The organism is Klebsiella sp. SYXHC3 (assembly GCF_057196925.1).
In genome coordinates this window covers 1-25,913 of record NZ_JBXUNG010000011.1, presented here as the reverse complement: position 1 = coordinate 25,913, position 25,913 = coordinate 1, and the positions used below count along the sequence as shown (strand labels likewise).

The window sequence follows — 25,913 nt, the reverse complement described above, 5'->3', positions numbered from 1 at the left end:
CCCAAATAATTCGCCTGCAGCGGAATTATTCGAGCTGCTGGAGATCGCCCTGCGGCGTCACTCGCCAGCGATGCTGGCAAAAACAGAGTAGCGGGTTATCCTGCTCGCTATCGCTATAGCCGCTATATAAGCGTAGCGGCGCGCCGATCCGCTGTTCCAGCTGCGCTACTTTCTCATGGCCCAGGCAACGCAGCGTCAGCACCCAGCCGCCGCGACGGCGGCTCATGCGGCTGGCGATAAGCTTTACGCGCGGCAGCCAAAGCGTATCGGCATAGACCTGTTCCACCAGCGACTGCGGTGAGCCGGTAATCAGCCAGACGTCGGCATCGGTACTGGTTAAATAGTCGTTTAGCCGGCCCTGTACCACCGGAAAGGCGGTCACGTGCTGGCGAAACCAGCTAACGAACTCCGCCTCCAGACGCTTAAGATGGCTTTCACGCCGGCCGCAGGTGGCGGCCCACAGCAGCAGGCTCATCGGCCAGCGCGCCGCGCGTCCGTTAACCAACAGGCCCAGCAGTACTATTGGCGACAAGGCCGCCACTGACAGTATGTTGAGCGGTTGACGACGTAAGAGGTAACGAATAAAGCTGCCGAACATATCCTGCTGGTGCAATGTGCCATCAAGATCGAAAAACACGACTCGTCGCGCGTTACTGTTCAAACCGAACTCCTTTCTGGTACGGATTTTCCTGGCGATGCCGATAGCTTAACAGGCTTGCCGCGACGAGCGCGAAATTGTCTGCCACGGTTGAGGTAAGATTCAGAATCTGACCCATTCGCATAATTCTTCACAGCAGAATTTTTAATTCGTACTATTCCACTTATAATCGAATACAAAATTCTTTCAGCCGCTAACGCCCTCCTTCGGAGAAGCCATGAACTGTTTAATCCGCATCCGCCAACGTTACCCGTCGCTGGCGGCGAGCGACAAAAAACTTGCCGACTTTATTCTGGCTCAGCCGGACCAAACCCGTCATCTCAGCTCGCAGCAGCTGGCGGGCGAAGCGGGCGTCAGCCAGTCCAGCGTGGTGAAGTTCGCGCAAAAAATGGGGTTCAAAGGCTTTCCGGCATTAAAACTGGCGCTCAGCGAAGCGCTGGCCAGCAGTCCGGATCCTCACTCTGTGCCGGTACATAACCAAATCCGTGGCGACGATCCGCTGCGTCTGGTAGGCGAAAAGCTGATCAAAGATAACATCGCGGCGATGCACGCTTCGCTGGACGTCAACAGCGAAGAGAAACTTCTGGAAGCAGTGGCCCTGCTGCGCGATGCTCGCCGGGTGATCATTACCGGCATCGGCGCCTCCGGGCTGGTGGCGCGCAATTTTAGCTGGAAGTTAATGAAAATTGGCATCAACGCCGTCGCCGAGCAGGATATGCATGCGCTGCTGGCAACGGTGCAGGCGATGTCGGCGGACGATCTGCTGTTGGCTATCTCCTATTCCGGAGAACGCCGCGAGATCAATATGGCGGCTGCTGAAGCGCTCCGCGTCGGCAGCAAGATCCTCGCGATCACCGGTTTCACTCCCAACGCGTTGCAGCAGCAGGCTTCACAGTGTCTTTACACCATTGCTGAAGAGCAGGCGACGCGCAGCGCAGCCATCTCCTCCACCAGCGCGCAAATGATGCTCACCGATCTCCTCTTTATGGCGCTGGTGCAGCAAGATCTTGAACACGCGCCGGAACGCATACGCCATAGCGAAGCGCTGGTGAAAAAGCTGGTCTGAGTAGAAAATGGGCGTATAATGCCCGCCCTGTTTGTGTTGTTTCTGAGATTTTCCTGATGGCGCTGTTAATCACCAAAAAATGCATCAATTGCGATATGTGCGAACCGGAGTGCCCAAATGAGGCCATTTCGATGGGCGAGAGCATTTATGAGATTAACAGCAACCGCTGCACCGAGTGCGTGGGCCACTACGACACGCCAACCTGCCAGAAAGTGTGTCCGATCCCGAATACTATTCTCAAAGATCCGGCGCACGTCGAGAATGAAGAACAGTTGTGGGATAAATTCGTGCTCATGCACCACGCGGATAAGCTTTAACCGCGGGTTTAGCTTTCGACGATCACCGTGGCGCAGGCGTAGTGGCGTTCATCGGCGAGAGTGACGTGAATAGCGCTTACCCCCATCCGTTCGGCTAAAAGCTTTGCTTCGCCCCATAACCGCAGTTTCGGCTTGCCCAATTCATCGTTGTAAACTTCGAACTGATTAAACGCCAGGCCGTTGCGAATACCGGTTCCGAGCGCTTTCGCCGCCGCTTCTTTGACCGCAAAGCGTTTTGCCAGAAAACGCACCGGCTGCTGGTGCTGCTCCCAAATGCTCCATTCGTGATCGCTCAGCACCCGGCGCGCCAGGCGATCGCCGCTACGGGCGATCACCGCTTCGATGCGGGCGATTTCGACGATGTCGGTACCCAGCCCGAGAATCGCCATTAGCCGCGCGCTTCCAGCATCAGGCGTTTCATTTCCGCGACAGCCTCTTTCAGGCCGCTCATCACTGCGCGACCAATAATGGCATGGCCGATATTCAGTTCGTGCATTTCCGGTAAGGCGGCAATGGCTTTCACGTTGTGATAGGTCAGACCGTGACCGGCGTTCACCTTCAGGCCAAGGCTGGCAGCATAGGTCGCCGCTTTGGCGATACGCTCAAGCTCTTTAGCCTGTTCGGCATCGGTTTTGGCATCGGCATAGCAGCCGGTATGGATTTCAATATACGGCGCGCCCACTTCGGCAGCCGCTTTGATCTGCTCATCATCCGCGTCGATAAACAGGGAGACCAGAATACCGGCATCCGCCAGGCGCTGACAGGCATCGCGCATCTTATCGCGCTGCCCGGCCACGTCCAGCCCACCCTCGGTGGTCACTTCCTGACGCTTCTCCGGCACCAGGCAGCAAAAGTGCGGTTTAGTTTCGCAGGCGATCGCCAGCATCTCTTCGGTAACCGCCATTTCAAGATTCATTCGGGTATGCAGCGTCTGGCGCAGGATGCGCACGTCACGATCGGTGATATGGCGGCGGTCTTCGCGCAGGTGCACGGTGATACCATCGGCACCGGCCTGTTCAGCAATAAAAGCCGCCTGCACCGGATCCGGATAAGCGGTACCGCGCGCGTTACGCAATGTCGCAATGTGGTCAATATTGACCCCTAACAGTAATTCAGCCATGACAATCCTCGTTAATCATTATTCGTATTATCGGCTCGCGCCTTTCGCGCGGGCATAAACTGGCGAAACAATTCCCGGCTCTTGAGCGGTTTCCCTCCAAGATACGGCTTCAGGGCGATGCGGGTAAAGCGCTTCGCGGCGCGCAGCGTATCTACATCCGGAAACTCGCGGCTAGCCAACGCTTTCAAATGGTGCCCGGTAAACGTGCTGTTATCAATCACCAGGCTGGCGATAAAGCCTTTTTCTTCGCGATAGCGGTAGGTCATGGTGTCATCCACCGGGTCGCCGCTGCCGGCGCAGTGGAGGAAATCAACGCCATAGCCCAGGTGCCCGAGTAGCGCCAGCTCAAAACGCCGCAGCGCGGGCTCCGGCGAACCGCTGGCCCCGGCAAGCGCCTGGATGCAATGCAGGTAGTCGAAAAAAAGTTCAGAGAAGCGCGTTTCGTGCTCGAGCACGCGGGAGATGAGTTCGTTAACGTAAAGACCGCTGTAGAGCGTGATACCGCTGAGCGGCAGCGCCAGCGAGACGGCTTCCGCGCTGCGAAGCGTTTTGACTTCGCCGCGGCCGCCGAAGCGAACCAGTAAGGGGGTAAAGGGCTGTAAAGCGCCCTTGAGATTAGAGCGTTTGGAGCGTGCGCCTTTGGCAACCAGGCGCACGCGACCGGACTCTTCCGTGAAGACGTCCAGCATCAGACTGGTTTCGCTCCACGGTCGGCTATGCAGGACAAAGGCGCGCTGCCATCCATCCACGTTGCGTTAACTCAGAGGTCGTCAACGTAACCGAGACTGCGCAGCGCGCGCTCGTCATCGGCCCAGCCGGATTTCACTTTGACCCACAGTTCGAGGTGCACCGGCGCTTCAAACATCTCTTGCATGTCTTTGCGCGCTTCGATGCCGATGGTTTTGATTTTGGCGCCTTTGTTGCCAATTACCATCTTCTTCTGCCCTTCACGCTCGACGAGGATCAGGCCGTTGATGTCGTAACCGCCGCGTTCGTTACTCACGAAACGTTCAATTTCGACGGTCACGGAGTACGGCAGTTCAGCGCCCAGGAAACGCATCAGCTTTTCGCGGATGATCTCGGAGGCCATAAAGCGCTGGGAACGGTCGGTAATATAATCTTCCGGGAAGTGATGAATCGCTTCCGGCAGATGTTTACGTACGATTGACGCGATAGTATCAACGTTGGTGCCGGTTTCCGCAGAGATCGGCACAATGTCGAGGAAGTTCATCTGGCTGGCAAGGAACTGCAGGTGCGGTAGCAGATCCGCTTTCTCCTGCACGTTATCAACTTTGTTGACGGCCAGAATCACCGGCGCGCGCGCATCACGCAGCTTGTTTAGCACCATCTCGTCATCTTGCGTCCAGCGAGTGCCTTCAACAACGAAGATAACCAGTTCCACATCGCCAATCGAGCTGCTGGCCGCTTTGTTCATTAAGCGGTTAATCGCGCGCTTCTCTTCCATATGCAGGCCCGGGGTATCAACATAAATCGCCTGATACGGCCCTTCGGTATGGATACCGACGATGCGGTGACGGGTAGTCTGCGCTTTACGGGAAGTGATCGAGATCTTCTGCCCAAGCAGCTTGTTCAACAGCGTGGATTTGCCAACGTTTGGACGACCAACGATGGCGACAAATCCGCAATAACTTTTTTCTTCGCTCATTCCAGCTCCAGTTTTTTCAGCGCCTGTTCGGCGGCAGCCTGCTCCGCCTTGCGACGGCTGGAACCTGTGCCAACCACTGGTTCACTCAGGCCACTGACCTGGCAGTGGATAGTAAATTCCTGATCGTGCGCTTCGCCGCGTACCTGGACGACCAGGTAAGACGGCAGCGGCAGATGACGACCCTGCAGATACTCCTGCAGACGCGTCTTCGGATCCTTTTGCTTATCGCCCGGGCTGATTTCGTCCAGACGAGTCTGGTACCAGGAGAGGATTAAGCGTTCAACATTCTGAATATCGCTGTCGAGGAAAACCCCGCCGATTAAGGCTTCTACGGTATCAGCCAGAATCGATTCGCGACGAAAACCGCCGCTCTTCAGCTCGCCAGGCCCAAGGCGCAGGCACTCGCCCAGTTCAAATTCGCGGGCGATTTCCGCCAGCGTATTGCCTCGCACCAGCGTCGCGCGCATACGGCTCATATCCCCTTCGTCTACCCGAGGGAAACGATGATAGAGCGCATTGGCGATCACAAAACTTAAAATAGAGTCGCCTAAAAACTCGAGACGCTCGTTGTGTTTGCTGCTGGCACTGCGGTGAGTTAATGCCTGTTGCAACAGCTCCTGATGAACAAAAGTGTAGCCCAGCTTTCGTTGAAGCCGATTAATTACGATGGGGTTCATGCGTTACCAATAAATGAATGCGTCAAAGATGCAGCACACGAAACCGACCTGAGCATACATACCCTTGATATATAAGGGCAGAAACTAACCAACGCGGTTTCGTGTGCAGTGTCACTCTTTCGAGAGACAACCAAAAACTTCGGGGGGATATTCTATACGCAACGACAAGGGATGTCGTTAGTTTGGATGGATTTAAATACTAAATAATTCACGCTGCCGTTATTGCACTGGCAGCGTGAATTAAGACGAGGAATTAGTGGATGCCGCCAATGCGCGATAAACGTACGCCGGTTGGCCACTCGCCTTCCTGTTTTTCGAAGCTCATCCAGATGGCGGTGGCTTTACCCACCAGATTCGCTTCCGGCACGAAGCCCCAGTAACGGCTGTCGGCGCTATTGTCGCGGTTGTCGCCCATCATGAAGTATTCACCCGGCGGAACGACCCACGTTGCCAGCGGCTGGCCGGACTGACGATAGTACATCCCCACCTGATCCTGAGCGATGGGTACCGTCAGAATACGGTGGGTCACTTCACCCAGCGTCTCTTTACGCTCGGTCAGACGAATACCATCGGCTTTGGTTTCGCCTTTCGGCAGTTGCCAGAAACCGCTGGTGGCTTCGCCGCCGTTGCGGCGGGAGAAGGTCTGAACGAAATCGCTTGGTTCGACGTTGGAGTAGGTGATCGGCAAGGCGCTACCGCATGCCTGACCCGACGCGCAGCCAGGCTCAATCGTCACCTGTTTAGCCACCGGATCGTAAGTGACTTTATCGCCCGGCAAACCGACCGCGCGTTTGATGTAGTCCAGACGCGGATCTTCCGGATATTTAAACACCACGATATCGCCACGTTTCGGATGACCAGTTTCGATCAGCGTTTTCTGGTAGATCGGATCTTTAATGCCATAGGCGAATTTCTCCACCAGGATAAAATCGCCAATCAGCAGAGTCGGCATCATCGAACCTGACGGGATCTGGAAAGGTTCATAGATAAACGAACGCACAATCAGCACAATCGCCAGTACCGGGAAGACCGAGGCGCCGGTTTCCAGCCAGCCCGGTTTCGGGCCGACTTTCTTCAGCGTCTTCTTGTCCAGTTGCTCGCCGGTCGCTGCCTGAGCAGCGGCCTGACGTTCACGACGTTTTGGTGCGAATATGAACTTATCCAGACACCACAACAGCCCTGTCACAAGGGTCGCAATGACCAGAATCAGGGCAAACATGTTCGCCATGCCAACTCCTTAGATTATTTGCCGTCTTTACCAACGTGCAGAATGGCGAGGAACGCTTCCTGCGGCAGTTCAACGTTACCAACCTGTTTCATACGCTTCTTACCTTCTTTCTGCTTCTGCAGCAGCTTTTTCTTACGGCTGACGTCGCCGCCGTAGCATTTCGCCAGGACGTTTTTACGCAGCTGTTTCACGGTAGAGCGCGCGATAATGTGGTTACCAATAGCCGCCTGAATCGCAATATCGAACTGCTGACGCGGGATCAGATCTTTCATCTTCTCGACCAGCTCGCGGCCACGATACGGCGCATTGTCGTTGTGCGTGATGAGCGCCAGCGCATCGACGCGCTCGCCGTTGATCAGCACGTCAACGCGCACCATGTTAGAGGCCTGGAAACGCTTGAAGTTATAATCCAGCGACGCATAGCCGCGGGAGGTGGACTTCAGACGGTCGAAGAAGTCGAGGACCACTTCCGCCATCGGGATTTCATAGGTCAGCGCAACCTGTTTGCCATGGTAAATCATGTTGGTTTGCACACCGCGTTTCTCGATACACAAGGTGATCACGTTGCCGAGGAACTCCTGCGGCAGCAGCATGTGACATTCGGCGATCGGCTCACGCAGTTCCTGAATATTATTCAGCGGCGGCAGCTTCGACGGACTATCGACGTAGATAACCTCTTTAGAGGTGGTTTCTACTTCATAGACTACCGTCGGCGCGGTGGTAATCAGGTCAAGATCGTATTCACGCTCCAGACGCTCCTGAATGATTTCCATGTGCAGCAGGCCGAGGAAGCCGCAGCGGAAGCCGAAGCCCAGCGCCGTAGAGCTTTCCGGCTCATAGAACAAGGATGCATCGTTCAGACTCAGTTTACCCAGCGCATCGCGGAAGTTCTCATAGTCATCAGAGCTCACCGGGAACAGACCGGCGTAGACCTGCGGCTTCACTTTTTTGAAGCCCGGCAGCGCCTTATCCGCTGGATTACGCGCCGCGGTCAGGGTATCGCCCACCGGCGCGCCGAGGATGTCTTTAATAGCGCAAACCAGCCAACCCACCTCGCCGCATTTCAGTTCGGTACGGTCAACCTGTTTCGGGGTGAAGATGCCCAGACGGTCGGCGTTATAGACCTGACCGGTGCTCATCACCTTAATTTTGTCGCCTTTGCGCATGGTGCCGTTTTTAATACGCACCAGCGACACGACGCCTAAATAGTTATCGAACCAGGAGTCGATAATCAGCGCCTGCAGCGGCGCGTCCGGATCGCCTTCCGGCGGCGGAATATCACGAACCAGACGTTCCAGCACATCCGGCACGCCGACACCGGTTTTCGCCGAGCAGCGAACCGCGTCGTGAGCGTCGATACCAACGATATCTTCAATCTCGTCCGCTACGCGCTCAGGGTCGGCCGCAGGCAGGTCGATCTTGTTAAGAACCGGGACGACTTCGAGGTCCATTTCCATCGCGGTATAGCAGTTCGCTAGGGTCTGGGCTTCTACACCCTGCCCCGCGTCAACCACCAGCAGCGCGCCTTCGCACGCCGCCAGGGAGCGCGATACTTCATAGGAGAAGTCAACGTGGCCCGGGGTGTCGATAAAGTTGAGCTGATAAGTTTCACCATCGCTGGCTTTATAGTCCAGGGTGACGCTCTGCGCCTTGATGGTAATGCCGCGCTCACGTTCAAGGTCCATGGAGTCCAGAACCTGGGCCGCCATTTCGCGATCAGAAAGGCCACCGCAAATCTGGATGATACGGTCAGACAGCGTCGACTTACCGTGGTCGATGTGAGCGATGATCGAAAAGTTACGTATATTCTTCATATTTAGAGTTAATTATGCCTTACGAGTCTCATGAGGCCGCTGTTCTGTGCCTGACGTTTTTTAATCCGAAAACGCCGCATTCTACACTACATCCGCGAAACCAGGAAATGCTGTTAGATCCAGCATAACGGCAGAATTGTGGCGTTGTATCAGGAAGCGTAAATAAAGATGAGGGACAGTGAAATCACTGCCCCATTTCAGAGGAAGGCGTATCGACGCGCAGCAGATCCGGCGGTAAACCAACGCTTAAAATCACCGGCTGCCACGACTGGCGAGCAGCCAGCTTCGGCGACAGCCCACGCGCCACCAGGAACCCGCCGACGCCGCCCAACAGCGCGCCGCACAACGAAGCGATATCGCTGGCAAACAACACCTGAAAAATAGATGCCATCACAAACAGCCCGAACAGCGGCGCCATGTAGACCAGCAGCGCCGAACCCAGCAGGCTGCTTTCAGCAATGCCCAGCTCCACTTTTTGCCCGGCCGTCAGCGGCTGCTCACAGGGGACGCTAATGGTATGGCTGGTTTGCGGCCCCAGTTTATTGAGCACCCGGCTACCGCACCCGGCGCGCGAGGCGCAGCTGCTGCAAGAGGCTTTAACATCGCAGTGAACCTGCGCCACGCCGTTGTGCCAGGAGACAACAGTCGCCCACTCTTTGATCATTGCGCGGCCCTGAACTTAATACTGTCGGAGATACGTTTTGCCGTCTGCGGCGGTAATTCGCCCACCACTGAGATTTCGGCGTTATCGCGCACCGAGGTACTGACGGTACGGCGGCCGGTGCGCAGCAGCTGATCGCTACTGTTTACCGTCGCGCGGTTAACGTTGACGGAGAAGCTGAACAGACCATCGGAATAGAGACGCGACTCGACAGGACCATCGAAGGTCGGTAAACGACGCTGACTGCTGGAAACTTCCGTCACGCCCTGCGGCAGCCAGGTCGGCGCCCAGTTAAAGTTGGCTTTATTGCCGCTTTCCGGGACCGACAGCTGCGGCGGCAGGCTGGCTTTCGACAGCGCTTCCATACTCGAGCTTACGTTATCACCGATATTGAATGAGACCACCCGGAACTGCTCCAGGGTTTCACCGTCGCGGTCGAGCAGGTCGACGCGCAGCGGCAGCTTGGTCTCGGCATCCAGCCACGCAATGTAGCTGTAGCGCGTACCGTCGCGGGCCACCACGCGCACCACATCGCACAGGCGATCGGCGATACGCGTACGGCCAACGGAGATGAAATCATAATACGAGGCCAGCTTTTTGAAATCGGTATACACCAGAGACGGCAAGGAATCGACGATATAGTCGCCGTTCAGGGTGAAGGGATCGAGACCGGGTTCAAAATAGCTGATTTCAGTACCGCGCAGCACCACTTCCCGACGCGGACCGTCGAGCTGCAGCAACTGAGCAAGGGGCTGGTTGTTCAACCGCACGTGACGATAGCGCAGCGACTCAACGCCCTGTTTGTTGATACTGACAAAAGACAGCTCGTAATTGAGGGACTGGCTAGCCAGGTTCATCTGCTGCAACAACGCCCCGGACGATGTATCAGCCGAGGCGTTGGTGGAGAAGAACAGGCTGCCCGCCATGAGCGACATGGCACACCAAAGTTGCTTCATTACTGCGATTGCGTTCCTAAAGTTTGATAACCTGGCACCTGAACAGCGGCTTGCTGAGTCTGGGCCTGGCCAAACTGAAGCTGCTCAGCGTGCAGGCGACGCTGCAATTCATAGTCCTGCAGCATAGCATTAATACGACGACGTTGCTCCTGAACCTGCGCCTGCTGACCGCTGCCGGCGGAGGCATCAGCCGGAACGCCCAGGCTAACCGGGCTGGCTTTGCCCATCATCGGCATGGTGTTGAAGACTGGCGCTTCCGGCTGCTGGGAGGCATCGGAGTGTCCGTTATACTGCTGGACGCCGACGATCACAGCCAGAGAAACGCACGCTGCCACACCCATTTGGGTAAGCGAGCTGGCCCACGGGCGTACTTTCTGCCAGAAAGGCATTTGACGCCACTGGTGTGGAGCAGGTTGAGACTCAGGAATAAGCGGCGCAACCTGACGAGCAGGTTCGTTCTCGATGGCGGCCATCACGCGAGCTGAGATATCGAATTGGAGCATCTCGGCGGTATCGCCTCGCAGCGTGTCGCGGATGAGATGGTAGCTCTCCCAGGTTTTTTGCATTTCAGAAGAACGACTCAGCTCATTGAGCAGCTCGTTATCCAGCGTTTCACCATCCATTAAGGCCGAAAGTTTTTCTTTCTGCATGCCTGATACCCTTTTCCAGTATTCCGCTATCGTCAACGCCTGATTAGCGGTTGAACTTTATTATCAATAGCTTCACGTGCCCGGAAGATACGCGAACGTACCGTGCCAACCGGACAATCCATAATGGCGGCTATTTCTTCATAGCTCAGGCCATCCAGCTCCCGCAACGTAATTGCCATGCGTAAATCTTCGGGAAGCGATTCAATGGTACGAAAAACTATTTGTCTCAGCTCTTCTGACAACATTAAGTTCTCAGGGTTCGAAATTTCTTTCAATGCCCCGCCGCTTTCGAAGTTTTCCGCCTCGTTGGCGTCAACATCGCTTGATGGCGGACGGCGTCCCTGAGCAACCAGATAATTCTTTGCCGTGTTTACGGCGATACGATACAACCAGGTATAAAAAGCGCTATCCCCCCGGAAAGAATCCAGCGCACGCCACGCCTTCACGAACGACTCCTGAACAACGTCAGCAATATCGCCCGGCGGTACATAGCGGGAGACCAGGCTTGCAACCTTGTGCTGATAGCGCACTACCAGTAGGTTAAAAGCTTTCTGATCTCCTTTCTGGACCCGTTCAACGAGGACCTGATCCGTTAACTGCTCGCTCATCCGAGGTAATGTCTCCCCAAACCCAATTCCCATGCGTATTCAGAACACCACCCAAGCACTGCATTATGAGCAAGCAGACGTTTGGAGTGTCTGAACACAATAAAGTTCCGTTACGCTTTTGATTTTTGTCTGACAACGGTGGACTGATTGTTATCTCTCATTATAAGTCCCGTTGTTCAACGCCAGGTAAGCTAATGAAGAAAAAGCGCAAGGCCCGCCTGAAGGGTAACGTAACCCAACTTATTTTTCACTATAAAATCTGAAGGTAACGGCTTGCTTCGCAAATATTTTCTTTCGTTTACATATTTGCTTTTCTGCCACCCTTGTTTAGCCCGCACAACTATTCACGAAAATAATTGTACGATTTAGCCCCACCAGGTGCTATGGTGAGGCCATTGTGTTTAGTAAATTAAACAGAAACTATGAAGACGACTCCTGACTTTTCCTGTGATGTGTTGATTATCGGCAGCGGCGCTGCCGGATTGTCTCTGGCGCTGCGCCTGGCGGAGCGCCACTCGGTTACCGTCCTGAGCAAAGGGCCGGTTAGCGAAGGCTCGACGTTCTACGCCCAGGGTGGAATTGCCGCCGTTTTCGATGAAACCGACAGCATCGAATCCCACGTCGAAGATACGCTCATCGCCGGGGCCGGACTTTGTGACCGTCATGCCGTCTCCTTCGTTGCCAGCAACGCCAAACCCTGCGTGCAGTGGCTTATCGATCAGGGGGTACTGTTTGATACCCAGGTCCAGGCCAACGGTGAAGAGAGCTACCACCTCACCCGCGAAGGTGGTCATAGCCATCGGCGGATCCTGCATGCCGCCGATGCCACCGGCAAAGAGGTTGAGACGACGCTGGTTGGCAAAGCGCTGGCGCATCCGAATATCACCATTCTGGAACGTAGCAACGCGGTTGACCTGATTATCTCCGATAAGATTGGCCTGCCGGGTACCCGTCGGGTAGTCGGCGCGTGGATCTGGAACCGTAATAAGGAAAAGGTAGAAACCTGCAGCGCAAGAGCCGTGGTGCTGGCGACTGGCGGCGCAGCTAAAGTTTATCAATACACCACCAATCCTGATGTCTCCTCCGGCGACGGCATCGCCATGGCCTGGCGCGCGGGATGCCGTGTGGCCAATCTCGAATTTAACCAGTTCCACCCTACCGCGCTGTTTCATCCACAGGCGAGAAACTTCCTCTTAACGGAAGCCCTGCGCGGCGAAGGCGCGCTGTTGAAACGGCCTGACGGTAGCCGCTTTATGCCGGACTTCGACGAACGCGGCGAACTGGCCCCGCGCGATATCGTCGCCCGCGCCATCGACCATGAGATGAAGCGCCTCGGCGTCGACTGCATGTATCTGGATATTAGCCATAAGCCCGAAGCGTTTATTCGCCAGCATTTTCCGATGATTTATGAAAAGCTGCTCGGCCTTGGTATTGATTTAACCAAAGAGCCGGTGCCTATCGTACCCGCCGCCCACTACACCTGCGGCGGCGTGATGGTGGATGATAACGGACGTACCGACGTCGACGGTCTGTACGCCATCGGCGAGGTAAGCTACACCGGACTGCACGGCGCCAACCGCATGGCCTCGAACTCATTGTTGGAGTGTCTGGTGTACGGCTGGTCGGCAGCCGAGGACATAGCGAAACGCCTGCCGCTGGCGCAAGCGGCGGAACAGCTGCCGCCATGGGATGAAAGCCAGGTTGAGATCCCGGATGAACTGGTGGTGATTCAACATAACTGGCACGAACTGCGCCTGCTAATGTGGGACTATGTCGGAATTGTGCGTACCACCCGCCGGCTGGAACGGGCCCTGCGGCGCATTACTATGCTGCAGCAGGAGCTGGATGAGTATTACGCGCGTTTTCGCGTCTCCAATAACTTACTGGAGCTGCGCAATCTGGTGCAGGTGGCCGAGCTTATCGTGCGTTGCGCCATGCAGCGTAAGGAGAGCCGCGGCCTGCACTACACGCTCGACTACCCGGACACGCTGGAAAACAGCGGCCCGTCGGTGCTCTCGCCGCTTGCTCACATAAAGAGATAGAAGTCGCGGGTCAGTGCGGTAAAGCCTTCAGAGTACTGCTGCTCTGGCCCACGAACCACCAGCCGATCGCTGAAACACTCGCCGGCGCTGGGAGAGAATGCCAGCAGGGCCCGATGCGGCGGGCGCATTTCTGTTTCCGCCACGTCGGTGCGTAAGCGCAAATGCCACCCCATCGCTTTCGCCCGTTCGACAAACGCATTACCAATATCCACCGGCAGCACCACGCAGAAAAAGCCCTCCTCGGTAATCAGATCCGCGGCGCAGGTGAGCAGCGTCGTATGATCGAGCGAGGTGGTATAACGCGCTTGTTCGCGCTGCGACGTCGCACAAGGTACGCCTTCGGCAAAAAACGGCGGATTGCTGACGATGAGCTCATAGCGCCGCGGCGGCTGCGGCTGCCACTGCTGAATCGGCGCCTGGTATACGGCGATGCGTCCAGGCCAGTTGCTGGCCGCCACGTTATCCCGCGCCTGCGTCGCGGCCTCTTCATCCAACTCCACCGCATCCAGTTGGACCGAATTCGCGGTACGCTGGGCTAACATTAATGCCAACAAACCGCTGCCGGTTCCGATATCCAGCACGTGCTTCACCTGAGCAATCGGCGCCCAGGCGCCCAGCAGAATACCGTCGGTACCGACTTTCATGGCGCAGCGATCGTGGGCGACAAAAAATTGTTTAAAGGTAAAACCATTGCGCGGCAGCGCAAACTTCGACTGAGACATCCTCAAAACCTTGCTGACGAAAACTCCTGTGCTTAAGGCTATGCACAATACCGGAGAACAGATAGCCTTACAAACAGATGAACATTACGTCAGTAACGTCTATAATCGGCGGCCCACTCAGAGGTAGAACATGACTGTAACGACTTTTTCCGAACTTGAACTCGACGAAAACCTGCTGGAAGCGCTCCAGGATAAAGGTTTCACACGCCCGACAGCCATTCAGGCCGCCGCTATTCCGCCTGCGCTTGATGGCCGTGATATTCTCGGTTCTGCGCCGACAGGCACCGGTAAAACTGCGGCATATTTGCTGCCAGCGTTGCAGCATCTGCTTGATTTTCCGCGCAAGAAATCGGGGCCGCCGCGGATCCTTATCCTGACGCCGACCCGCGAGCTGGCGATGCAGGTTGCCGATCACGCCCGCGAACTGGCGAAGCATACCCATCTGGATATTGCCACCATTACCGGCGGCGTTGCGTACATGAACCACGCGGAAGTGTTCAGCGAAAACCAGGATATCGTGGTCGCCACCACCGGTCGCCTGCTGCAGTATATTAAAGAAGAGAACTTCGACTGCCGCGCGGTAGAAACGCTGATCCTTGATGAAGCGGACCGCATGCTGGACATGGGCTTTGCCCAGGATATCGAAACCATCGCCGGTGAAACCCGCTGGCGCAAGCAGACCATGCTGTTTTCCGCCACGCTGGAAGGCGATGCGATTAAAGACTTTGCCGAACGCCTGCTGGAAGAGCCGGTTGAAGTTTCTGCAAATCCGTCGACCCGCGAACGTAAAAAAATTCACCAGTGGTACTATCGCGCCGATGATATCGATCATAAAACCGCGCTGCTGGTTAATCTGCTGAAACAACCGGAAGCAACCCGCTCTATCGTCTTCGTGCGTAAACGCGAGCGCGTTCACGAACTGGCCGCTAAGCTGCACGAAGCAGGCATTACCACCTGCTGGCTGGAAGGCGAAATGGTGCAAATCAAACGTAACGAAGCGATTAAACGCCTGACCGATGGTCGCGTGAACGTGCTGATTGCCACCGACGTCGCCGCGCGCGGTATTGATATTCCGGATGTCAGCCACGTGTTTAACTTCGATATGCCGCGCACAGCTGACATCTATCTGCACCGTATTGGCCGTACCGGCCGTGCAGGTAAGAAAGGCACCGCTATTTCGCTGGTTGAAGCGCACGATCACCTGCTGCTGGGCAAAATCGGCCGCTACGTTGAAGAACCGCTGAAAGCTCGCGTGATTGATGAATTGCGCCCGAAAACCCGCGCGCCGAGCGAGAAGTTAACCGGTAAACCATCGAAGAAAGTGCTGGCGAAACGCGCCGAGAAAAAAGAGAAAGAAAAAGAGAAGCCGCGGGTGAAGAAACGCCACCGCGATACCAAAAACATCGGTAAGCGCCGTAAGCCAAGCTCTGCCGTGACGCCGTCAACGTCCAACGAAGAGTAAAAAAAACGCCGGGATATCCCGGCGTTTTCACATCTGGCTTCAGCCTTACAGGCTTTCGGTAAAGGTACGAGCGATAACGTCGCGCTGCTGTTCCGGAGTCAGAGAGTTAAAACGTACCGCGTAGCCGGAAACACGAATGGTCAGCTGCGGGTATTTTTCCGGGTGCTCAACGGCATCCAGCAGAGTTTCGCGACGCAGCACGTTTACGTTCAGGTGCTGACCGCCTTCCACGCGGACTTCCGGTTTCACGTCTACCGGGATTTCACGGTATTCGATTTCACCCAGTTTGCTCACCGCAACTACGTCATCTTCCGCAAAACCACCTTTGGCACACAGGCAGCGCGCTTCGCCTTTTTCGCTATCCAGCAGCCAGAAAGAGTTCAGCAGGTCGTCGTTTGCCGCTTTAGTAATTTGGATACCAGTAATCATTTGATGCCTCCCAGGCAGTGTTTATTCGATTTTGGCCTCTTTGCGGCCAATTGGTAAAACCATTGTTGTATGAGTGTATATATATCAGCCACACACCCGGCATTCATTGACTTAAATCAACAAAAACCACTCACTCAAAGTGGGTATATGAGGATAGTATTGTTTTACATCAAGTTACGCCAGTAGGTGCCATAAAAAAATTTGTAAATTTTCAATTTTTTTATGCGCAACCAGTCAGGAATGACGTCGCGATTTTGTTATGCAGAAAGAAGCAGTTAAGCTATGGGCATGACCCTTTGCAGGAGAGCGAGATGACCACCCCATTAACCTGGCACGACGTGCTGGCGGAAGAGAAGCAGCAGCCCTATTTTCTCAATACCCTCAAGACCGTCGCCGAAGAGCGCCAGTCCGGCATGACTATCTATCCGCCGCAGAAAGATGTCTTTAACGCCTTTCGCTATACCGAACTGGGCGAGGTCAAAGTGGTCATCTTAGGTCAGGATCCCTATCACGGCCCGGGACAGGCGCACGGTCTGGCCTTTTCTGTTTTACCGGGAGTGCAGATACCGCCGTCGCTGCTGAACATGTATAAAGAGCTGGAAGGCACCATCCCCGGCTTTCAGCGCCCGGCGCATGGTTATCTGGAAAGCTGGGCGCGCCAGGGCGTGCTCCTGCTTAATACCGTGTTAACGGTGCGCGCCGGTCAGGCGCATTCACACGCCAGTCTCGGCTGGGAAACCTTTACCGATAAAGTGATAGCGCTGATTAACCAGCATTGTGAAGGAGTGGTATTTCTGCTGTGGGGGGCGCACGCGCAGAAAAAAGGCGCCATTATCGATCGCCAGCGCCATTGCGTCCTGAAAGCGCCGCACCCGTCGCCGCTGTCGGCGCACCGCGGTTTCTTCGGCTGCAACCACTTTGTGCAAACCAACCAGTGGCTGGCCGAACGCGGCGAGGCGCCCATTGACTGGATGCCGGTGCTGCCCGCTGAAAGCGAGTGAGCGACGGCAATAAAAAAGCCAGCATCAGCTGGCTTTTTGCATTCAGAGACCGTTATCAGGCCTTATTCTGACGCCACCATTCCGCCAGCAGCACGCCGGTCGCCACGGAGACGTTAAGGCTTTCGACGTTGCCGGTGCCATCGATGGCGACGTTGAGGTCAGAGCTGGAGATGGCCGCATCGGACAGACCGTCGCGCTCCTGGCCTAATACCAGCACCATTTTCTTCGGCAGCTCGGCCTTAAACAGCGGCGTACCGTTATGGCTGGAGGTCGAAACGATGGCGTAGCCAGCCTGACGGAACTGCGTCAGGGTATCGATAAAGCTGTCGCCGGTGATCGGCTCAACATGTTCCGCGCCGCCTTCTGCAGTACGGATCGCCGCGCCAGACTCCAGCACGCCGGCATCCTGTACTACCACGCCTTTCACGCCAAAGTGCGCGCAGCTACGCATAATCGCGCCGAGATTGTGCGGGTTGCCAACATCTTCCAGCGCCAGTACGCAATCTTCGGCTTCTGCTTTCGCCACCCACTGGGCCACGGAAGTACCATGACGTTTTTTGATCAGGAAGCAGACGCCGCCGTGGTGTTCGGTACCAGACGCCTTCGCCAGTTCGGCTTCGTCCACTACGTGGTAGGCCTTACGGTTGGCCGCCATCCAGCGCAGCGCCTCTTTAAAGCGCGGAGTGACGCTCTGGATAAACCAGGCGCGTACGATGGCTTCCGGACGGCTCTGGAACAGCGCCTGACAGGCGTTCTCGCCGTAGACGCGGGTCTCTTCCGCGCGCTGACGGCGCAGCACTTCCGGATCGATAAAGCTCTTACCGCTGATACCGCCGTGATCTTCTTTTACCGGCGTCTCATCGCCCGGAGCACGGGAAACGGTGCGCCACGGGGACGCATCATCGCGATTAAAATCATTACGCTTGCGATCGTCGCGTTTGCGATCGTCGCCGCGGCTGTTACGTTCATCGCGCGCAGGGCGGCTGCGGCCGTCAACACGTGACTTTCCTGGACGCCCTCCCCCTTTCCCGGTACGCGGGTTATGGGTACGTTTGTCAGAATCATCATCACTGCGGACATACATCACTTTGACCTTGCCGCTTTTATTTTTCAGTTCGTCGCTCATCTATTTTCTCCACCTGCGCTGCGCGAAGCGCGAAGATTACCCGATGTATCTTCACTTAGCCATTATTTCATTTAAAAGCCTTGGTCTATTGTAACCATCGAACAAAAAACATTGTCCTTTATTCGCGCCTCATCGATAATATGTAACATTACAGAAACAAATCGGCCACGTGCCGCGCTGCAACCCCATAACCAGAGGTTAGTTATGAATACCGTTTGTGCCAGTTGTCAGGCTCTTAACCGCATCCCCGAAGACCGTAGCGCCGATGGCGCCAAGTGCGGACGCTGCGGCCACGATCTCTTTGACGGCGATGTCATCAACGCGACCGGGGCAACGCTGGATAAACTATTAAAGGACGATCTGCCAGTCGTTATTGATTTCTGGGCCCCGTGGTGCGGCCCATGCCGTAGCTTTGCGCCGATCTTTGAGGATGTGGCTGAAGAGCGCAGCGGTGAAATGCGTTTTGTGAAAGTGAACACCGAAGCCGAACGCGAGCTGAGCGCTCGCTTCCGCATCCGTAGCATTCCAACCATTATGATGTTCAAAAATGGTGAAATGGTCGACATGCTGAATGGCGCCGTCCCCAAAGCGCCGTTCGATAGCTGGCTGAACGAAGCCAACCAGCAGTAACCCCACCGGGGCACCGCTTGTGCCCCGTTTTCTCCTCTGCGACAATAGCGTTTTTCATTAGCGACTCCCATGATTGATAACGCTGTCCTTCGGCTACGCGCCGAACGCCTCGCGCGCGCAACCCGGCCTTTTCTTGCTCGCGGCAACCGCATCCGCCGCTGCCAGCGCTGCCTGCTCCCCCTAAAACAGTGTCTGTGCGCAACGCTGGCGCCGGCGCAGGCCGACAGCCGCTTTTGCCTGGTAATGTTCGACACCGAGCCGATGAAGCCCAGCAATACCGGGCGCCTTATCGCCGATATTCTGCCCAACACCGAAGCGTTTCAGTGGTCGCGTACCGAGCCGCCGCAGGCGCTGCTCGATCTGGTCGCCAACCCCGATTATCAGCCCATGGTCGTCTTTCCGGCCTCTTATGCCGGAGCGGAACGCCAGGTACTGAGCGCCCCGCCGGAGGGTAAGCCGCCGCTGTTTATTATGCTCGACGGCACCTGGACGGAAGCGCGGAAAATGTTTCGCAAAAGCCCGTATCTCGATGCGCTGCCGGTAATCTCTGTCGACCTGTCGCGCATCTCCGCCTATCACCTGCGCGAAGCCCATGCCGACGGTCAGTACTGTACGGCGGAAGTCGCCATCGCCCTGCTGGACTTAGCCGGCGACGCGCAGGCGGCGGCCGCGCTTGGCGATCACTTTAGCCTGTTCAGAAGCCGCTATCTGGCGGGAAAAACGCAGCATAAGGGCAGTATCACAGCACAACAGGCTGAAAGCGTTTAAAATCATTCGGTCACAGGGGATCAAAGGAGACCGGAATGAGCCAACGAGGCCTGGAAGCACTGCTGCGGCCAAAATCGATCGCCGTCATTGGCGCATCGATGAAACCGCAGCGCGCTGGCTATTTAATGATGCGCAATTTGTTGGCCGGCGGTTTTAATGGCCCGGTCCTGCCGGTGACGCCCGCCTGGAAAGCGGTGCTTGGCGTACTGGCGTGGCCGACTATCGACAGCCTGCCGTTTACCCCGGATCTAGCGGTGCTCTGTACTAATGCCCGTCGCAATCTCGAGTTGCTCGAGGCCTTAGGGCGGAAAGGGTGTAAAACCTGCATTATCCTCTCTTCACAGCCAGACCAGTACCCGGCGCTGCTCGAGTGCGCCGCCCGTTATCAAATGCGTCTGCTCGGTCCCAACAGCCTGGGACTGCTGGCGCCGTGGCAGGGCCTGAACGCCAGCTTTTCGCCGGTCCCTATCCAGCGCGGCAAGCTGGCGTTTATCTCGCAATCCGCCGCCGTCTCTAACACCATTCTGGACTGGGCGCAGCAGCGTGAAATGGGCTTCTCGTACTTTATTGCGCTTGGCGATAGTCTTGATATCGACGTCGACGACCTGCTCGATTTTCTCGCCCGCGATAGCAAGACCAGCGCTATTTTGCTCTATCTGGAGCATCTCAGCGATGCCCGGCGTTTTGTCTCCGCTGCCCGTAGCGCATCGCGTAATAAACCCATTCTGGTCATCAAAAGCGGCCGCAGCCCGGCGGCGCAGAAATTACTGCATGTCAACTCAGGGATGGATCCCGCCTGGGATGCCGCTATTCAGCGGGCGGGGCTGCTGCGCGTGCAGGACACCCACGAGCTCTTTTCCGCCGTTGAAACCCTGAGCCATATGCGCCCTTTGCGCGGCGAAAAGCTGATGATTATCAGTAATGGCGCCGCGCCGGCGGCGCTGGCGTTGGACGAACTGTGGCTGCGTAACGGCAAACTCGCCAATCTCAGTGAAGCCACCTACGACCAGCTCAGGCAGGCGTTACCGACGGGCGTCGAGGTTGCTAATCCTCTGGATCTGCGCGATGACGCCAGCAGCGAGCACTATCTCAAAGCGCTGAATGTGTTGCTGGACAGCCAGGATTATGATGCGCTGCTGGTGATCCACTCCCCCAGCGCCGCGGCGCCGGGCACCGAAAGCGCGCTGGCGTTGATTGATGCCCTTAAGCGTCATCCACGCGGGAAATACGTCACGGTGCTGACGAACTGGTGCGGGGAGTACTCTTCCCAGGAGGCGCGACGGTTGTTTAGCGAGGCCGGTATCCCAACCTATCGCACACCGGAAGGCACTATTACCGCCTTTATGCATATGGTCGAGTACCGGCGCAACCAGAAACAGCTACGGGAAACGCCGGTATTGTCCGATACCTTGACCGCCAATACCGCAGAGGCCCACACGCTGTTGCAGCGCGCGCTGAGCGAAGGCGCGACCTCGCTGGACACCCATGAGGTCAGCCCGCTGCTGCGCGCCTACGGCATCCATACTCTTCCCACCTGGATTGCCGCCGACAGCGCCGAAGCGGTACATATCGCCGAGCAGATTGGCTACCCGGTGGCGTTGAAGCTACGTTCGCCGGATATTCCGCATAAATCGGAAGTTCAGGGCGTCATGCTCTATTTACGTACCCCAGCTGAAGTCCAGCAGGCGGCGGACGCGATTATCGACCGGGTAAAAATGGCCTGGCCGCAGGCGCGCATTCATGGCCTGTTGGTACAGAGTATGGCCAACCGCGCCGGGGCGCAGGAGCTCCGGGTCGTCGTCGAGCATGACCCGCTTTTCGGCCCGCTGATTATGCTTGGCGAGGGCGGCGTCGAATGGCGTGCGGAAAATCAGGCCGCGGTCGCCCTGCCGCCGCTGAATATGAACCTGGCGCGTTATCTGGTGATCCAGGCCATCAAGAGTAAAAAGATCCGCGGACGCAGCGCGCTACGCCCGCTGGATATTCCCGGCCTCAGCCAACTGCTGGTGCAGGTCTCTAACCTGATTGTCGATTGCCCCGAGATCCAGCGGCTGGATATTCACCCCTTGCTTGCTTCCGGCAACGAGTTTACCGCCCTCGACGTTACTCTCAGCCTGGCGCCATTTAGCGGCGACAGCGAAAGCCGACTGGCGGTCAGACCCTATCCGCAGCAACTTGAGGAATGGGTGGCAATGAAAAACGGCGAGCGCTGCCTGTTCCGGCCGATCCTGCCTGAGGATGAACCACTATTATTGGCCTTTATTGAGCGGGTCACCAAAGAAGATCTCTATTACCGCTACTTCAGCGAGATCAACGAATTCACCCATGACGACTTAGCCAATATGACGCAGATCGACTACGATCGTGAAATGGCCTTTGTTGCGGTTCGCGCCACGGAGCAAGGAAGCGAGATCCTCGGCGTGACCAGAGCAATTTCCGATCCTGATAATATTGATGCCGAGTTTGCCGTGCTGGTGCGTTCTGACCTGAAAGGTTTAGGCCTTGGTCGACAGCTTCTTGAAAAACTGATCGCCTATACGCAGAGCCATGGATTACAGCGCTTAAATGGCATCACCATGCCAAATAACCGCGGCATGATAGGCCTTGCCAGAAAGCTTGGTTTTGCAGTGGATATCCAATTAGAAGACGGAATAGTGAGCCTGTCTCTTGCGCTGAATACGTTACATTCGGTGACAAGCGACAGCAATTAATGACCACATTCGCGGGTAGTAATGGTATTATTGCCCGCTTACGTCATCTGCATGGTACAGAAGACCCTTCAATAAACAGAGAAGAAACGCACTGTGATGTTGTCAAAATTTAAGCGTAATAAACATCAACAACACCTTGCCCAACTCCCTAAGCTCTCTCAGTCAGTTGATGATATCGAGTTCTTTTACGCGCCGGCTGATTTCCGCCAGGCGCTACTGGCAAAGATAGCCCACGCCACCCAGCGTATTTGCATTATTGCGCTCTATCTTGAGCAAGATGATGGCGGAAAAGGAATACTGCAAGCCCTGTATGACGCTAAACGCCAGCGTCCAGAACTGGATGTGCGCGTGCTGGTTGACTGGCATCGCGCCCAGCGTGGCCGTATCGGCGCGGCAGCCTCCAATACCAATGCCGATTGGTACTGTCGCATGGCCCAGGAAAACCCAGGGATTGATATCCCGGTGTATGGCGTCCCGGTCAATACCCGGGAAGCGCTCGGCGTGCTTCATTTTAAAGGCTTCATCATCGATGACAGCGTTATTTATAGCGGCGCCAGCCTGAACGATGTGTACCTGCATCAGCATGATAAATATCGCTACGATCGCTATCAGTGCATCCGCAACGGCAAGATGGCCGACGTGATGTTCGACTGGGTCGAGCAGAATCTGGTACAGGGTCGCGGCGTGAATCGACTCGATCGCCCGGATCGACCAAAAAGCCCGGAAATCAAAAATGATATTCGCCAGTATCGCCAGGATCTGCGCGAAAGCGGCTATCACTTCACCGGCAATGCCGATGAAGATCAACTGTCAGTCACGCCGCTGGTTGGGCTCGGTAAATCGAGCCTGCTCAACAAGACTATCTTCCACCTGATGCCGTGTGCGGAACATAAGCTGACCATCTGCACCCCGTATTTCAACCTGCCCGCCGTACTGGTCAGAAATATTATTTCTCTGCTACGCAGCGGAAAAAAAGTGGAAATCATCGTCGGCGACAAGACCGCGAACGACTTCTATATCCCGGAAGATCAGCCGTTTAAAATCATCGGCGCATTGCCTTATTTGTACGAAATTAACCTGCGTCGCTTCCTGAGCCGTCTGCAGTATTATGTGAATACCGATCAGCTCATCGTACGTTTATGGAAAGATGACGATAACAGCTACCACCTGAAAGGCATGTGGGTTGATAACGAGTGGATGCTGCTGACCGGCAACAACCTCAATCCGCGCGCCTGGCGGCTGGATTTAGAAAATGCCGTACTGATCCACGATCCTAAGCATCAACTGCGCGAAATGCGGGAAAAGGAGCTTCAGCTCATCCGTACACATACGACGGTAGTGAAGCACTATCGCGATCTACAAAGCATCGCCGACTATCCGGTGAAGGTGAAAAAGCTCATCCGCCGTCTGCGGCGCATCCGCATCGACCGCCTCATCAGCCGCATTCTCTAAGATCAACGCCCCGTAATCCGGGGCTTTTTTTCAGGAAGAATTATGCGCTACTTCATCATTATTGCCCCTTTACTACTCAGCGGCTGCAGCCATATGGCCAATGATGCCTGGAGCGGTCAGGACAAGGCCCAACACTTTCTCGCGTCGGCAATGCTCTCCGCCGCCGGCAATGAATATGCGCAGCATCAGGGATACAGCCGCGATCGCAGCGCCGCCATCGGTCTGATGTTTTCCGTTAGTCTGGGGGCATCAAAAGAGTTATGGGACAGCCGCCCGGCAGGGAGCGGCTGGAGCTGGAAGGATTTCGCCTGGGATGTCGCCGGCGCCACCACCGGCTATACGGTGTGGCAACTGGCGCATCAATAAGGTTACAAACGCAACCCCTTCCCTTTACCATGCAGCATCAGGGAGACCAGGAAGGCAATCGCCGCCATTACCGTCACGTACCAGTAGAAGGCATTCTCCATTCCTATAGATTTAAGCGACAGCGCGACGTATTCAGCCGAACCGCCGAACAACGCGTTTGCTACCGCATAGGACAGGCCCACGCCCAGCGCGCGAACCTGTGCCGGAAACATTTCCGCCTTCAGGATCCCGCTGATGGAGGTGTAGAAGCTGACGATCAGCAACGCGCAAATCACCAGCGCAAATGCGGCATACGGCGAGCTAACATTCTGCAGCGCACTCAAGATTGGCACGGTAAACAGCGTCGCCAGCACGCCGAAACACAGCATTGAAGTACGGCGCCCCACCTTATCCGAGAAGGCGCCAAATAGCGGTTGTACCAGCATATACACGAAAAGCGCCGCCGTCATAATCATGCTGGCGGTGCTGGCCGTCATGCCGGCGGTATTCACCAGATATTTTTGCATATACGTGGTGAAGGTGTAAAAAGTCAGCGAACCGGCGGCAGTAAAGCCCAGCACCATGACAAAAGCCCGGCGATTACGCCACAAACCTTTAAAGGAACCGGCCTCTTTCAGCGCACGGGTTTCCTGCTTCGAGGTTTCATCCAACTGACGACGCAGCCACAGCGCGACGATGGCCAGTACTGCGCCCAGCGCAAAAGGAATACGCCATCCCCAGGCATGCAAATCTTCATCACTGAGGATTTGCTGTAGTGCGACAACGACCAGTACCGCCAGCAGTTGACCGCCAATTAACGTAACGTACTGGAAGGAGGCGTAGAATCCTTTCTTTCCTTCTACTGCCACTTCACTCATGTAGGTCGCGCTGGTGCCATATTCCCCGCCAACGGACAGGCCCTGGAACAGACGTGCCAGCAGGAGCAAAGCCGGTGCCCAGGTGCCGATAGTGGCGTATCCCGGTAGACAAGCAATTACCAGCGAGCCGAAGCACATCATGCATACCGAAATAAGCATTGAGGCTTTACGTCCGCGACGGTCAGCAATGCGGCCAAACAGCCAGCCGCCGATGGGGCGCATCAGGAAGCCAGCGGCAAAAACTCCGGCGGTTTGTAACAATTGAGTAGTGGTATTTCCTGAAGGGAAAAAGATGTGCGCAAAATAGAGTGAGCAAAATGAGTAGACATAAAAATCAAACCATTCCACCAGGTTCCCTGAAGATGCCCCCACAATTGCCCATACACGGCGCCGGGTATCGCCCTGCTCCAGGGAACCCTGCTCGTTAATGCTACTTTCTGTCATTATAATTTTGCTCCAGCAAAGACCGTAATCTGTCTCATCGGGCGTGACACGTCACTCAGACAAATTAATTAGTGAACCAAATGTTATATAATTGTTATTTATTTATATGTGATTGTATTCACATTTTTTTTCGTAACACCGGTTTTCGCGATTAACGTCAGCACATGAGCAGTGAAAAAGTGAATTATGGCGAAGTGGTTACAACGACGGGGTTTTATATGGCTTTGAATGAAGGTGATGAGATGGTGTAGCAAGATTTTCCCGCAGGCGGTTCAACCCCGGGAAGGAGCGGTAGCCCCGGTAAGCGCAGCGCCACCGGGGAAGATGGCGGCGCGTCTGGCCGCAAAACACAAAAACAAAAGGCCCGGTCTTCCGACTGAGCCTTTCGTTTACGTTGCTATGACAGCGGCTTTCCCCGGAGGCGGTGCTGCGCACCTTTTCCGGGCTACGGGGTCTGTAGCCCCGGTAAGCGCAGCGCCACC

The 25,913-nt window shown here is 55.8% G+C and carries 27 protein-coding genes; 10 read left to right on the top strand and 17 right to left on the bottom strand.

Features of this window, described 5'->3' with window-relative positions; translation table 11 throughout:
- Positions 1-25 precede the first annotated feature (25 nt).
- Positions 26-661: a phosphatidylglycerophosphatase C gene (gene yfhb, locus AC2CGP_RS20765; RefSeq protein WP_015370297.1), complete on the bottom strand. Its 636-nt coding sequence runs from the start codon at positions 659-661 to the stop codon at positions 26-28.
- 214 nt (positions 662-875) lie between these two features.
- On the opposite strand from yfhb, the gene AC2CGP_RS20760 reads away from it, so the two are divergent.
- Both AC2CGP_RS20760 and AC2CGP_RS20755 read left to right on the top strand, forming a co-directional pair.
- Complete coding sequence (locus tag AC2CGP_RS20760; protein ID WP_015370295.1) at positions 876-1,724, top strand: MurR/RpiR family transcriptional regulator; 849 nt, start codon at positions 876-878, stop codon at positions 1,722-1,724.
- Positions 1,725-1,780: 56 nt separating this feature from the next.
- Positions 1,781-2,041, top strand: coding sequence for a YfhL family 4Fe-4S dicluster ferredoxin (locus AC2CGP_RS20755; protein ID WP_045386930.1), 261 nt, complete (start codon positions 1,781-1,783; stop codon positions 2,039-2,041).
- 8 nt (positions 2,042-2,049) lie between these two features.
- On the opposite strand, the gene acpS is transcribed toward AC2CGP_RS20755, so the two are convergent.
- The 12 genes from acpS to rseD form a co-directional block, all read right to left on the bottom strand.
- Positions 2,050-2,430, bottom strand: a complete 381-nt coding sequence (gene acpS / locus AC2CGP_RS20750) for a holo-ACP synthase (protein WP_015370293.1) — start codon at positions 2,428-2,430, stop codon at positions 2,050-2,052.
- On the bottom strand, positions 2,430-3,161 hold the full coding sequence (gene pdxJ / locus AC2CGP_RS20745; protein WP_015370292.1) for a pyridoxine 5'-phosphate synthase: 732 nt from the start codon (positions 3,159-3,161) through the stop codon (positions 2,430-2,432). The genes acpS and pdxJ overlap by 1 nt, the downstream gene beginning before the upstream one ends.
- Positions 3,162-3,172: 11 nt before the next feature.
- Complete coding sequence (gene recO, locus AC2CGP_RS20740) at positions 3,173-3,910, bottom strand: DNA repair protein RecO (RefSeq protein ID WP_015370291.1); 738 nt, start codon at positions 3,908-3,910, stop codon at positions 3,173-3,175.
- Between the two features lie 11 nt (positions 3,911-3,921).
- On the bottom strand, positions 3,922-4,827 hold the full coding sequence (gene era / locus AC2CGP_RS20735; protein WP_015370290.1) for a GTPase Era: 906 nt from the start codon (positions 4,825-4,827) through the stop codon (positions 3,922-3,924).
- Positions 4,824-5,504, bottom strand: a complete 681-nt coding sequence (rnc, locus tag AC2CGP_RS20730) for a ribonuclease III (RefSeq protein WP_020078171.1) — start codon at positions 5,502-5,504, stop codon at positions 4,824-4,826. The genes era and rnc overlap by 4 nt, the downstream gene beginning before the upstream one ends.
- A gap of 253 nt (positions 5,505-5,757) precedes the next feature.
- On the bottom strand, positions 5,758-6,732 hold the full coding sequence (gene lepB / locus AC2CGP_RS20725) for a signal peptidase I (RefSeq protein ID WP_020078170.1): 975 nt from the start codon (positions 6,730-6,732) through the stop codon (positions 5,758-5,760).
- Between the two features lie 14 nt (positions 6,733-6,746).
- Positions 6,747-8,546, bottom strand: a complete 1,800-nt coding sequence (lepA, locus tag AC2CGP_RS20720) for a translation elongation factor 4 (protein ID WP_213759839.1) — start codon at positions 8,544-8,546, stop codon at positions 6,747-6,749.
- A gap of 184 nt (positions 8,547-8,730) precedes the next feature.
- Positions 8,731-9,210: a SoxR-reducing system protein RseC gene (gene rseC / locus AC2CGP_RS20715; RefSeq protein WP_042893105.1), complete on the bottom strand. Its 480-nt coding sequence runs from the start codon at positions 9,208-9,210 to the stop codon at positions 8,731-8,733.
- Complete coding sequence (gene rseB / locus AC2CGP_RS20710) at positions 9,207-10,163, bottom strand: sigma-E factor regulatory protein RseB (protein ID WP_020078169.1); 957 nt, start codon at positions 10,161-10,163, stop codon at positions 9,207-9,209. The genes rseC and rseB overlap by 4 nt, the downstream gene beginning before the upstream one ends.
- Positions 10,163-10,813, bottom strand: coding sequence for an anti-sigma-E factor RseA (gene rseA, locus AC2CGP_RS20705; RefSeq protein ID WP_015370285.1), 651 nt, complete (start codon positions 10,811-10,813; stop codon positions 10,163-10,165). Before rseA ends, rseB begins: the two co-directional genes overlap by 1 nt.
- A gap of 32 nt (positions 10,814-10,845) precedes the next feature.
- Entirely contained in the window at positions 10,846-11,421 is a 576-nt protein-coding gene (rpoE, locus tag AC2CGP_RS20700) for an RNA polymerase sigma factor RpoE (RefSeq protein WP_002914074.1), read from the bottom strand.
- Positions 11,418-11,480, bottom strand: a complete 63-nt coding sequence (gene rseD / locus AC2CGP_RS20695) for a rpoE leader peptide RseD (RefSeq protein ID WP_350425049.1) — start codon at positions 11,478-11,480, stop codon at positions 11,418-11,420. The genes rpoE and rseD overlap by 4 nt, the downstream gene beginning before the upstream one ends.
- Before the next feature lie 363 nt (positions 11,481-11,843).
- Here rseD and nadB point away from each other — a divergent pair, with 363 nt between their 5' ends.
- A complete protein-coding gene (nadB, locus tag AC2CGP_RS20690; RefSeq protein WP_015703185.1) occupies positions 11,844-13,463 on the top strand; it encodes an L-aspartate oxidase in 1,620 nt (539 codons plus the stop codon).
- Here nadB and trmN read toward each other — a convergent pair.
- Complete coding sequence (trmN, locus tag AC2CGP_RS20685; protein ID WP_020078168.1) at positions 13,448-14,185, bottom strand: tRNA(1)(Val) (adenine(37)-N(6))-methyltransferase TrmN; 738 nt, start codon at positions 14,183-14,185, stop codon at positions 13,448-13,450. The two genes, nadB and trmN, sit on opposite strands and share 16 nt — an antisense overlap.
- 130 nt (positions 14,186-14,315) lie before the next feature.
- Here trmN and srmB point away from each other — a divergent pair, with 130 nt between their 5' ends.
- Positions 14,316-15,647, top strand: a complete 1,332-nt coding sequence (srmB, locus tag AC2CGP_RS20680; protein ID WP_015370281.1) for an ATP-dependent RNA helicase SrmB — start codon at positions 14,316-14,318, stop codon at positions 15,645-15,647.
- A 45-nt stretch (positions 15,648-15,692) separates the two neighbouring features.
- On the opposite strand, the gene grcA is transcribed toward srmB, so the two are convergent.
- Positions 15,693-16,076, bottom strand: a complete 384-nt coding sequence (gene grcA, locus AC2CGP_RS20675) for an autonomous glycyl radical cofactor GrcA (protein ID WP_002914084.1) — start codon at positions 16,074-16,076, stop codon at positions 15,693-15,695.
- 311 nt (positions 16,077-16,387) lie between these two features.
- Between grcA and ung the strand changes: the two genes are divergently transcribed.
- Complete coding sequence (gene ung, locus AC2CGP_RS20670; protein WP_020078167.1) at positions 16,388-17,077, top strand: uracil-DNA glycosylase; 690 nt, start codon at positions 16,388-16,390, stop codon at positions 17,075-17,077.
- Positions 17,078-17,132: 55 nt separating this feature from the next.
- Here ung and AC2CGP_RS20665 read toward each other — a convergent pair whose 3' ends face one another.
- Complete coding sequence (locus AC2CGP_RS20665) at positions 17,133-18,203, bottom strand: tRNA/rRNA methyltransferase (RefSeq protein ID WP_015703188.1); 1,071 nt, start codon at positions 18,201-18,203, stop codon at positions 17,133-17,135.
- Positions 18,204-18,407: 204 nt separating this feature from the next.
- Between AC2CGP_RS20665 and trxC the strand changes: the two genes are divergently transcribed.
- The 5 genes from trxC (at position 18,408) to AC2CGP_RS20640 (ending at position 24,130) form a co-directional block, all read left to right on the top strand.
- Entirely contained in the window at positions 18,408-18,833 is a 426-nt protein-coding gene (gene trxC / locus AC2CGP_RS20660; RefSeq protein ID WP_015370277.1) for a thioredoxin TrxC, read from the top strand.
- Between the two features lie 69 nt (positions 18,834-18,902).
- Positions 18,903-19,601, top strand: a complete 699-nt coding sequence (tapT, locus tag AC2CGP_RS20655; protein WP_015703189.1) for a tRNA-uridine aminocarboxypropyltransferase — start codon at positions 18,903-18,905, stop codon at positions 19,599-19,601.
- Between the two features lie 35 nt (positions 19,602-19,636).
- Entirely contained in the window at positions 19,637-22,312 is a 2,676-nt protein-coding gene (locus AC2CGP_RS20650; RefSeq protein WP_032723176.1) for a bifunctional acetate--CoA ligase family protein/GNAT family N-acetyltransferase, read from the top strand.
- A 96-nt stretch (positions 22,313-22,408) separates the two neighbouring features.
- Positions 22,409-23,764: a CDP-diacylglycerol--serine O-phosphatidyltransferase gene (gene pssA / locus AC2CGP_RS20645; RefSeq protein ID WP_015370274.1), complete on the top strand. Its 1,356-nt coding sequence runs from the start codon at positions 22,409-22,411 to the stop codon at positions 23,762-23,764.
- 42 nt (positions 23,765-23,806) lie between these two features.
- Positions 23,807-24,130, top strand: coding sequence for a YfiM family lipoprotein (locus AC2CGP_RS20640; protein ID WP_015370273.1), 324 nt, complete (start codon positions 23,807-23,809; stop codon positions 24,128-24,130).
- A 2-nt stretch (positions 24,131-24,132) separates the two neighbouring features.
- Here AC2CGP_RS20640 and AC2CGP_RS20635 read toward each other — a convergent pair whose 3' ends face one another.
- Positions 24,133-25,431 carry an MFS transporter gene (locus AC2CGP_RS20635; RefSeq protein ID WP_015370272.1) on the bottom strand — a complete coding sequence of 433 codons (1,299 nt, stop codon included), beginning with the start codon at positions 25,429-25,431 and terminating at the stop codon, positions 24,133-24,135.
- Positions 25,432-25,913: the final 482 nt, after the last annotated feature.

Coding starts and splice junctions, on each gene's coding strand:
- grcA (WP_002914084.1), bottom strand. CDS start 16,076: ATGATTACTGGTATCCAAATTACTAAAGCGGCAAACGACGACCTGCTG.
- lepB (WP_020078170.1), bottom strand. CDS start 6,732: ATGGCGAACATGTTTGCCCTGATTCTGGTCATTGCGACCCTTGTGACA.
- AC2CGP_RS20640 (WP_015370273.1), top strand. CDS start 23,807: ATGCGCTACTTCATCATTATTGCCCCTTTACTACTCAGCGGCTGCAGC.
- era (WP_015370290.1), bottom strand. CDS start 4,827: ATGAGCGAAGAAAAAAGTTATTGCGGATTTGTCGCCATCGTTGGTCGT.
- AC2CGP_RS20755 (WP_045386930.1), top strand. CDS start 1,781: ATGGCGCTGTTAATCACCAAAAAATGCATCAATTGCGATATGTGCGAA.
- pdxJ (WP_015370292.1), bottom strand. CDS start 3,161: ATGGCTGAATTACTGTTAGGGGTCAATATTGACCACATTGCGACATTG.
- ung (WP_020078167.1), top strand. CDS start 16,388: ATGACCACCCCATTAACCTGGCACGACGTGCTGGCGGAAGAGAAGCAG.
- acpS (WP_015370293.1), bottom strand. CDS start 2,430: ATGGCGATTCTCGGGCTGGGTACCGACATCGTCGAAATCGCCCGCATC.
- rseC (WP_042893105.1), bottom strand. CDS start 9,210: ATGATCAAAGAGTGGGCGACTGTTGTCTCCTGGCACAACGGCGTGGCG.
- trxC (WP_015370277.1), top strand. CDS start 18,408: ATGAATACCGTTTGTGCCAGTTGTCAGGCTCTTAACCGCATCCCCGAA.
- pssA (WP_015370274.1), top strand. CDS start 22,409: ATGTTGTCAAAATTTAAGCGTAATAAACATCAACAACACCTTGCCCAA.
- rseA (WP_015370285.1), bottom strand. CDS start 10,813: ATGCAGAAAGAAAAACTTTCGGCCTTAATGGATGGTGAAACGCTGGAT.
- AC2CGP_RS20635 (WP_015370272.1), bottom strand. CDS start 25,431: ATGACAGAAAGTAGCATTAACGAGCAGGGTTCCCTGGAGCAGGGCGAT.
- lepA (WP_213759839.1), bottom strand. CDS start 8,546: ATGAAGAATATACGTAACTTTTCGATCATCGCTCACATCGACCACGGT.
- nadB (WP_015703185.1), top strand. CDS start 11,844: ATGAAGACGACTCCTGACTTTTCCTGTGATGTGTTGATTATCGGCAGC.
- AC2CGP_RS20650 (WP_032723176.1), top strand. CDS start 19,637: ATGAGCCAACGAGGCCTGGAAGCACTGCTGCGGCCAAAATCGATCGCC.
- trmN (WP_020078168.1), bottom strand. CDS start 14,185: ATGTCTCAGTCGAAGTTTGCGCTGCCGCGCAATGGTTTTACCTTTAAA.
- rnc (WP_020078171.1), bottom strand. CDS start 5,504: ATGAACCCCATCGTAATTAATCGGCTTCAACGAAAGCTGGGCTACACT.
- AC2CGP_RS20665 (WP_015703188.1), bottom strand. CDS start 18,203: ATGAGCGACGAACTGAAAAATAAAAGCGGCAAGGTCAAAGTGATGTAT.
- rseB (WP_020078169.1), bottom strand. CDS start 10,163: ATGAAGCAACTTTGGTGTGCCATGTCGCTCATGGCGGGCAGCCTGTTC.
- AC2CGP_RS20760 (WP_015370295.1), top strand. CDS start 876: ATGAACTGTTTAATCCGCATCCGCCAACGTTACCCGTCGCTGGCGGCG.
- srmB (WP_015370281.1), top strand. CDS start 14,316: ATGACTGTAACGACTTTTTCCGAACTTGAACTCGACGAAAACCTGCTG.
- tapT (WP_015703189.1), top strand. CDS start 18,903: ATGATTGATAACGCTGTCCTTCGGCTACGCGCCGAACGCCTCGCGCGC.
- rpoE (WP_002914074.1), bottom strand. CDS start 11,421: ATGAGCGAGCAGTTAACGGATCAGGTCCTCGTTGAACGGGTCCAGAAA.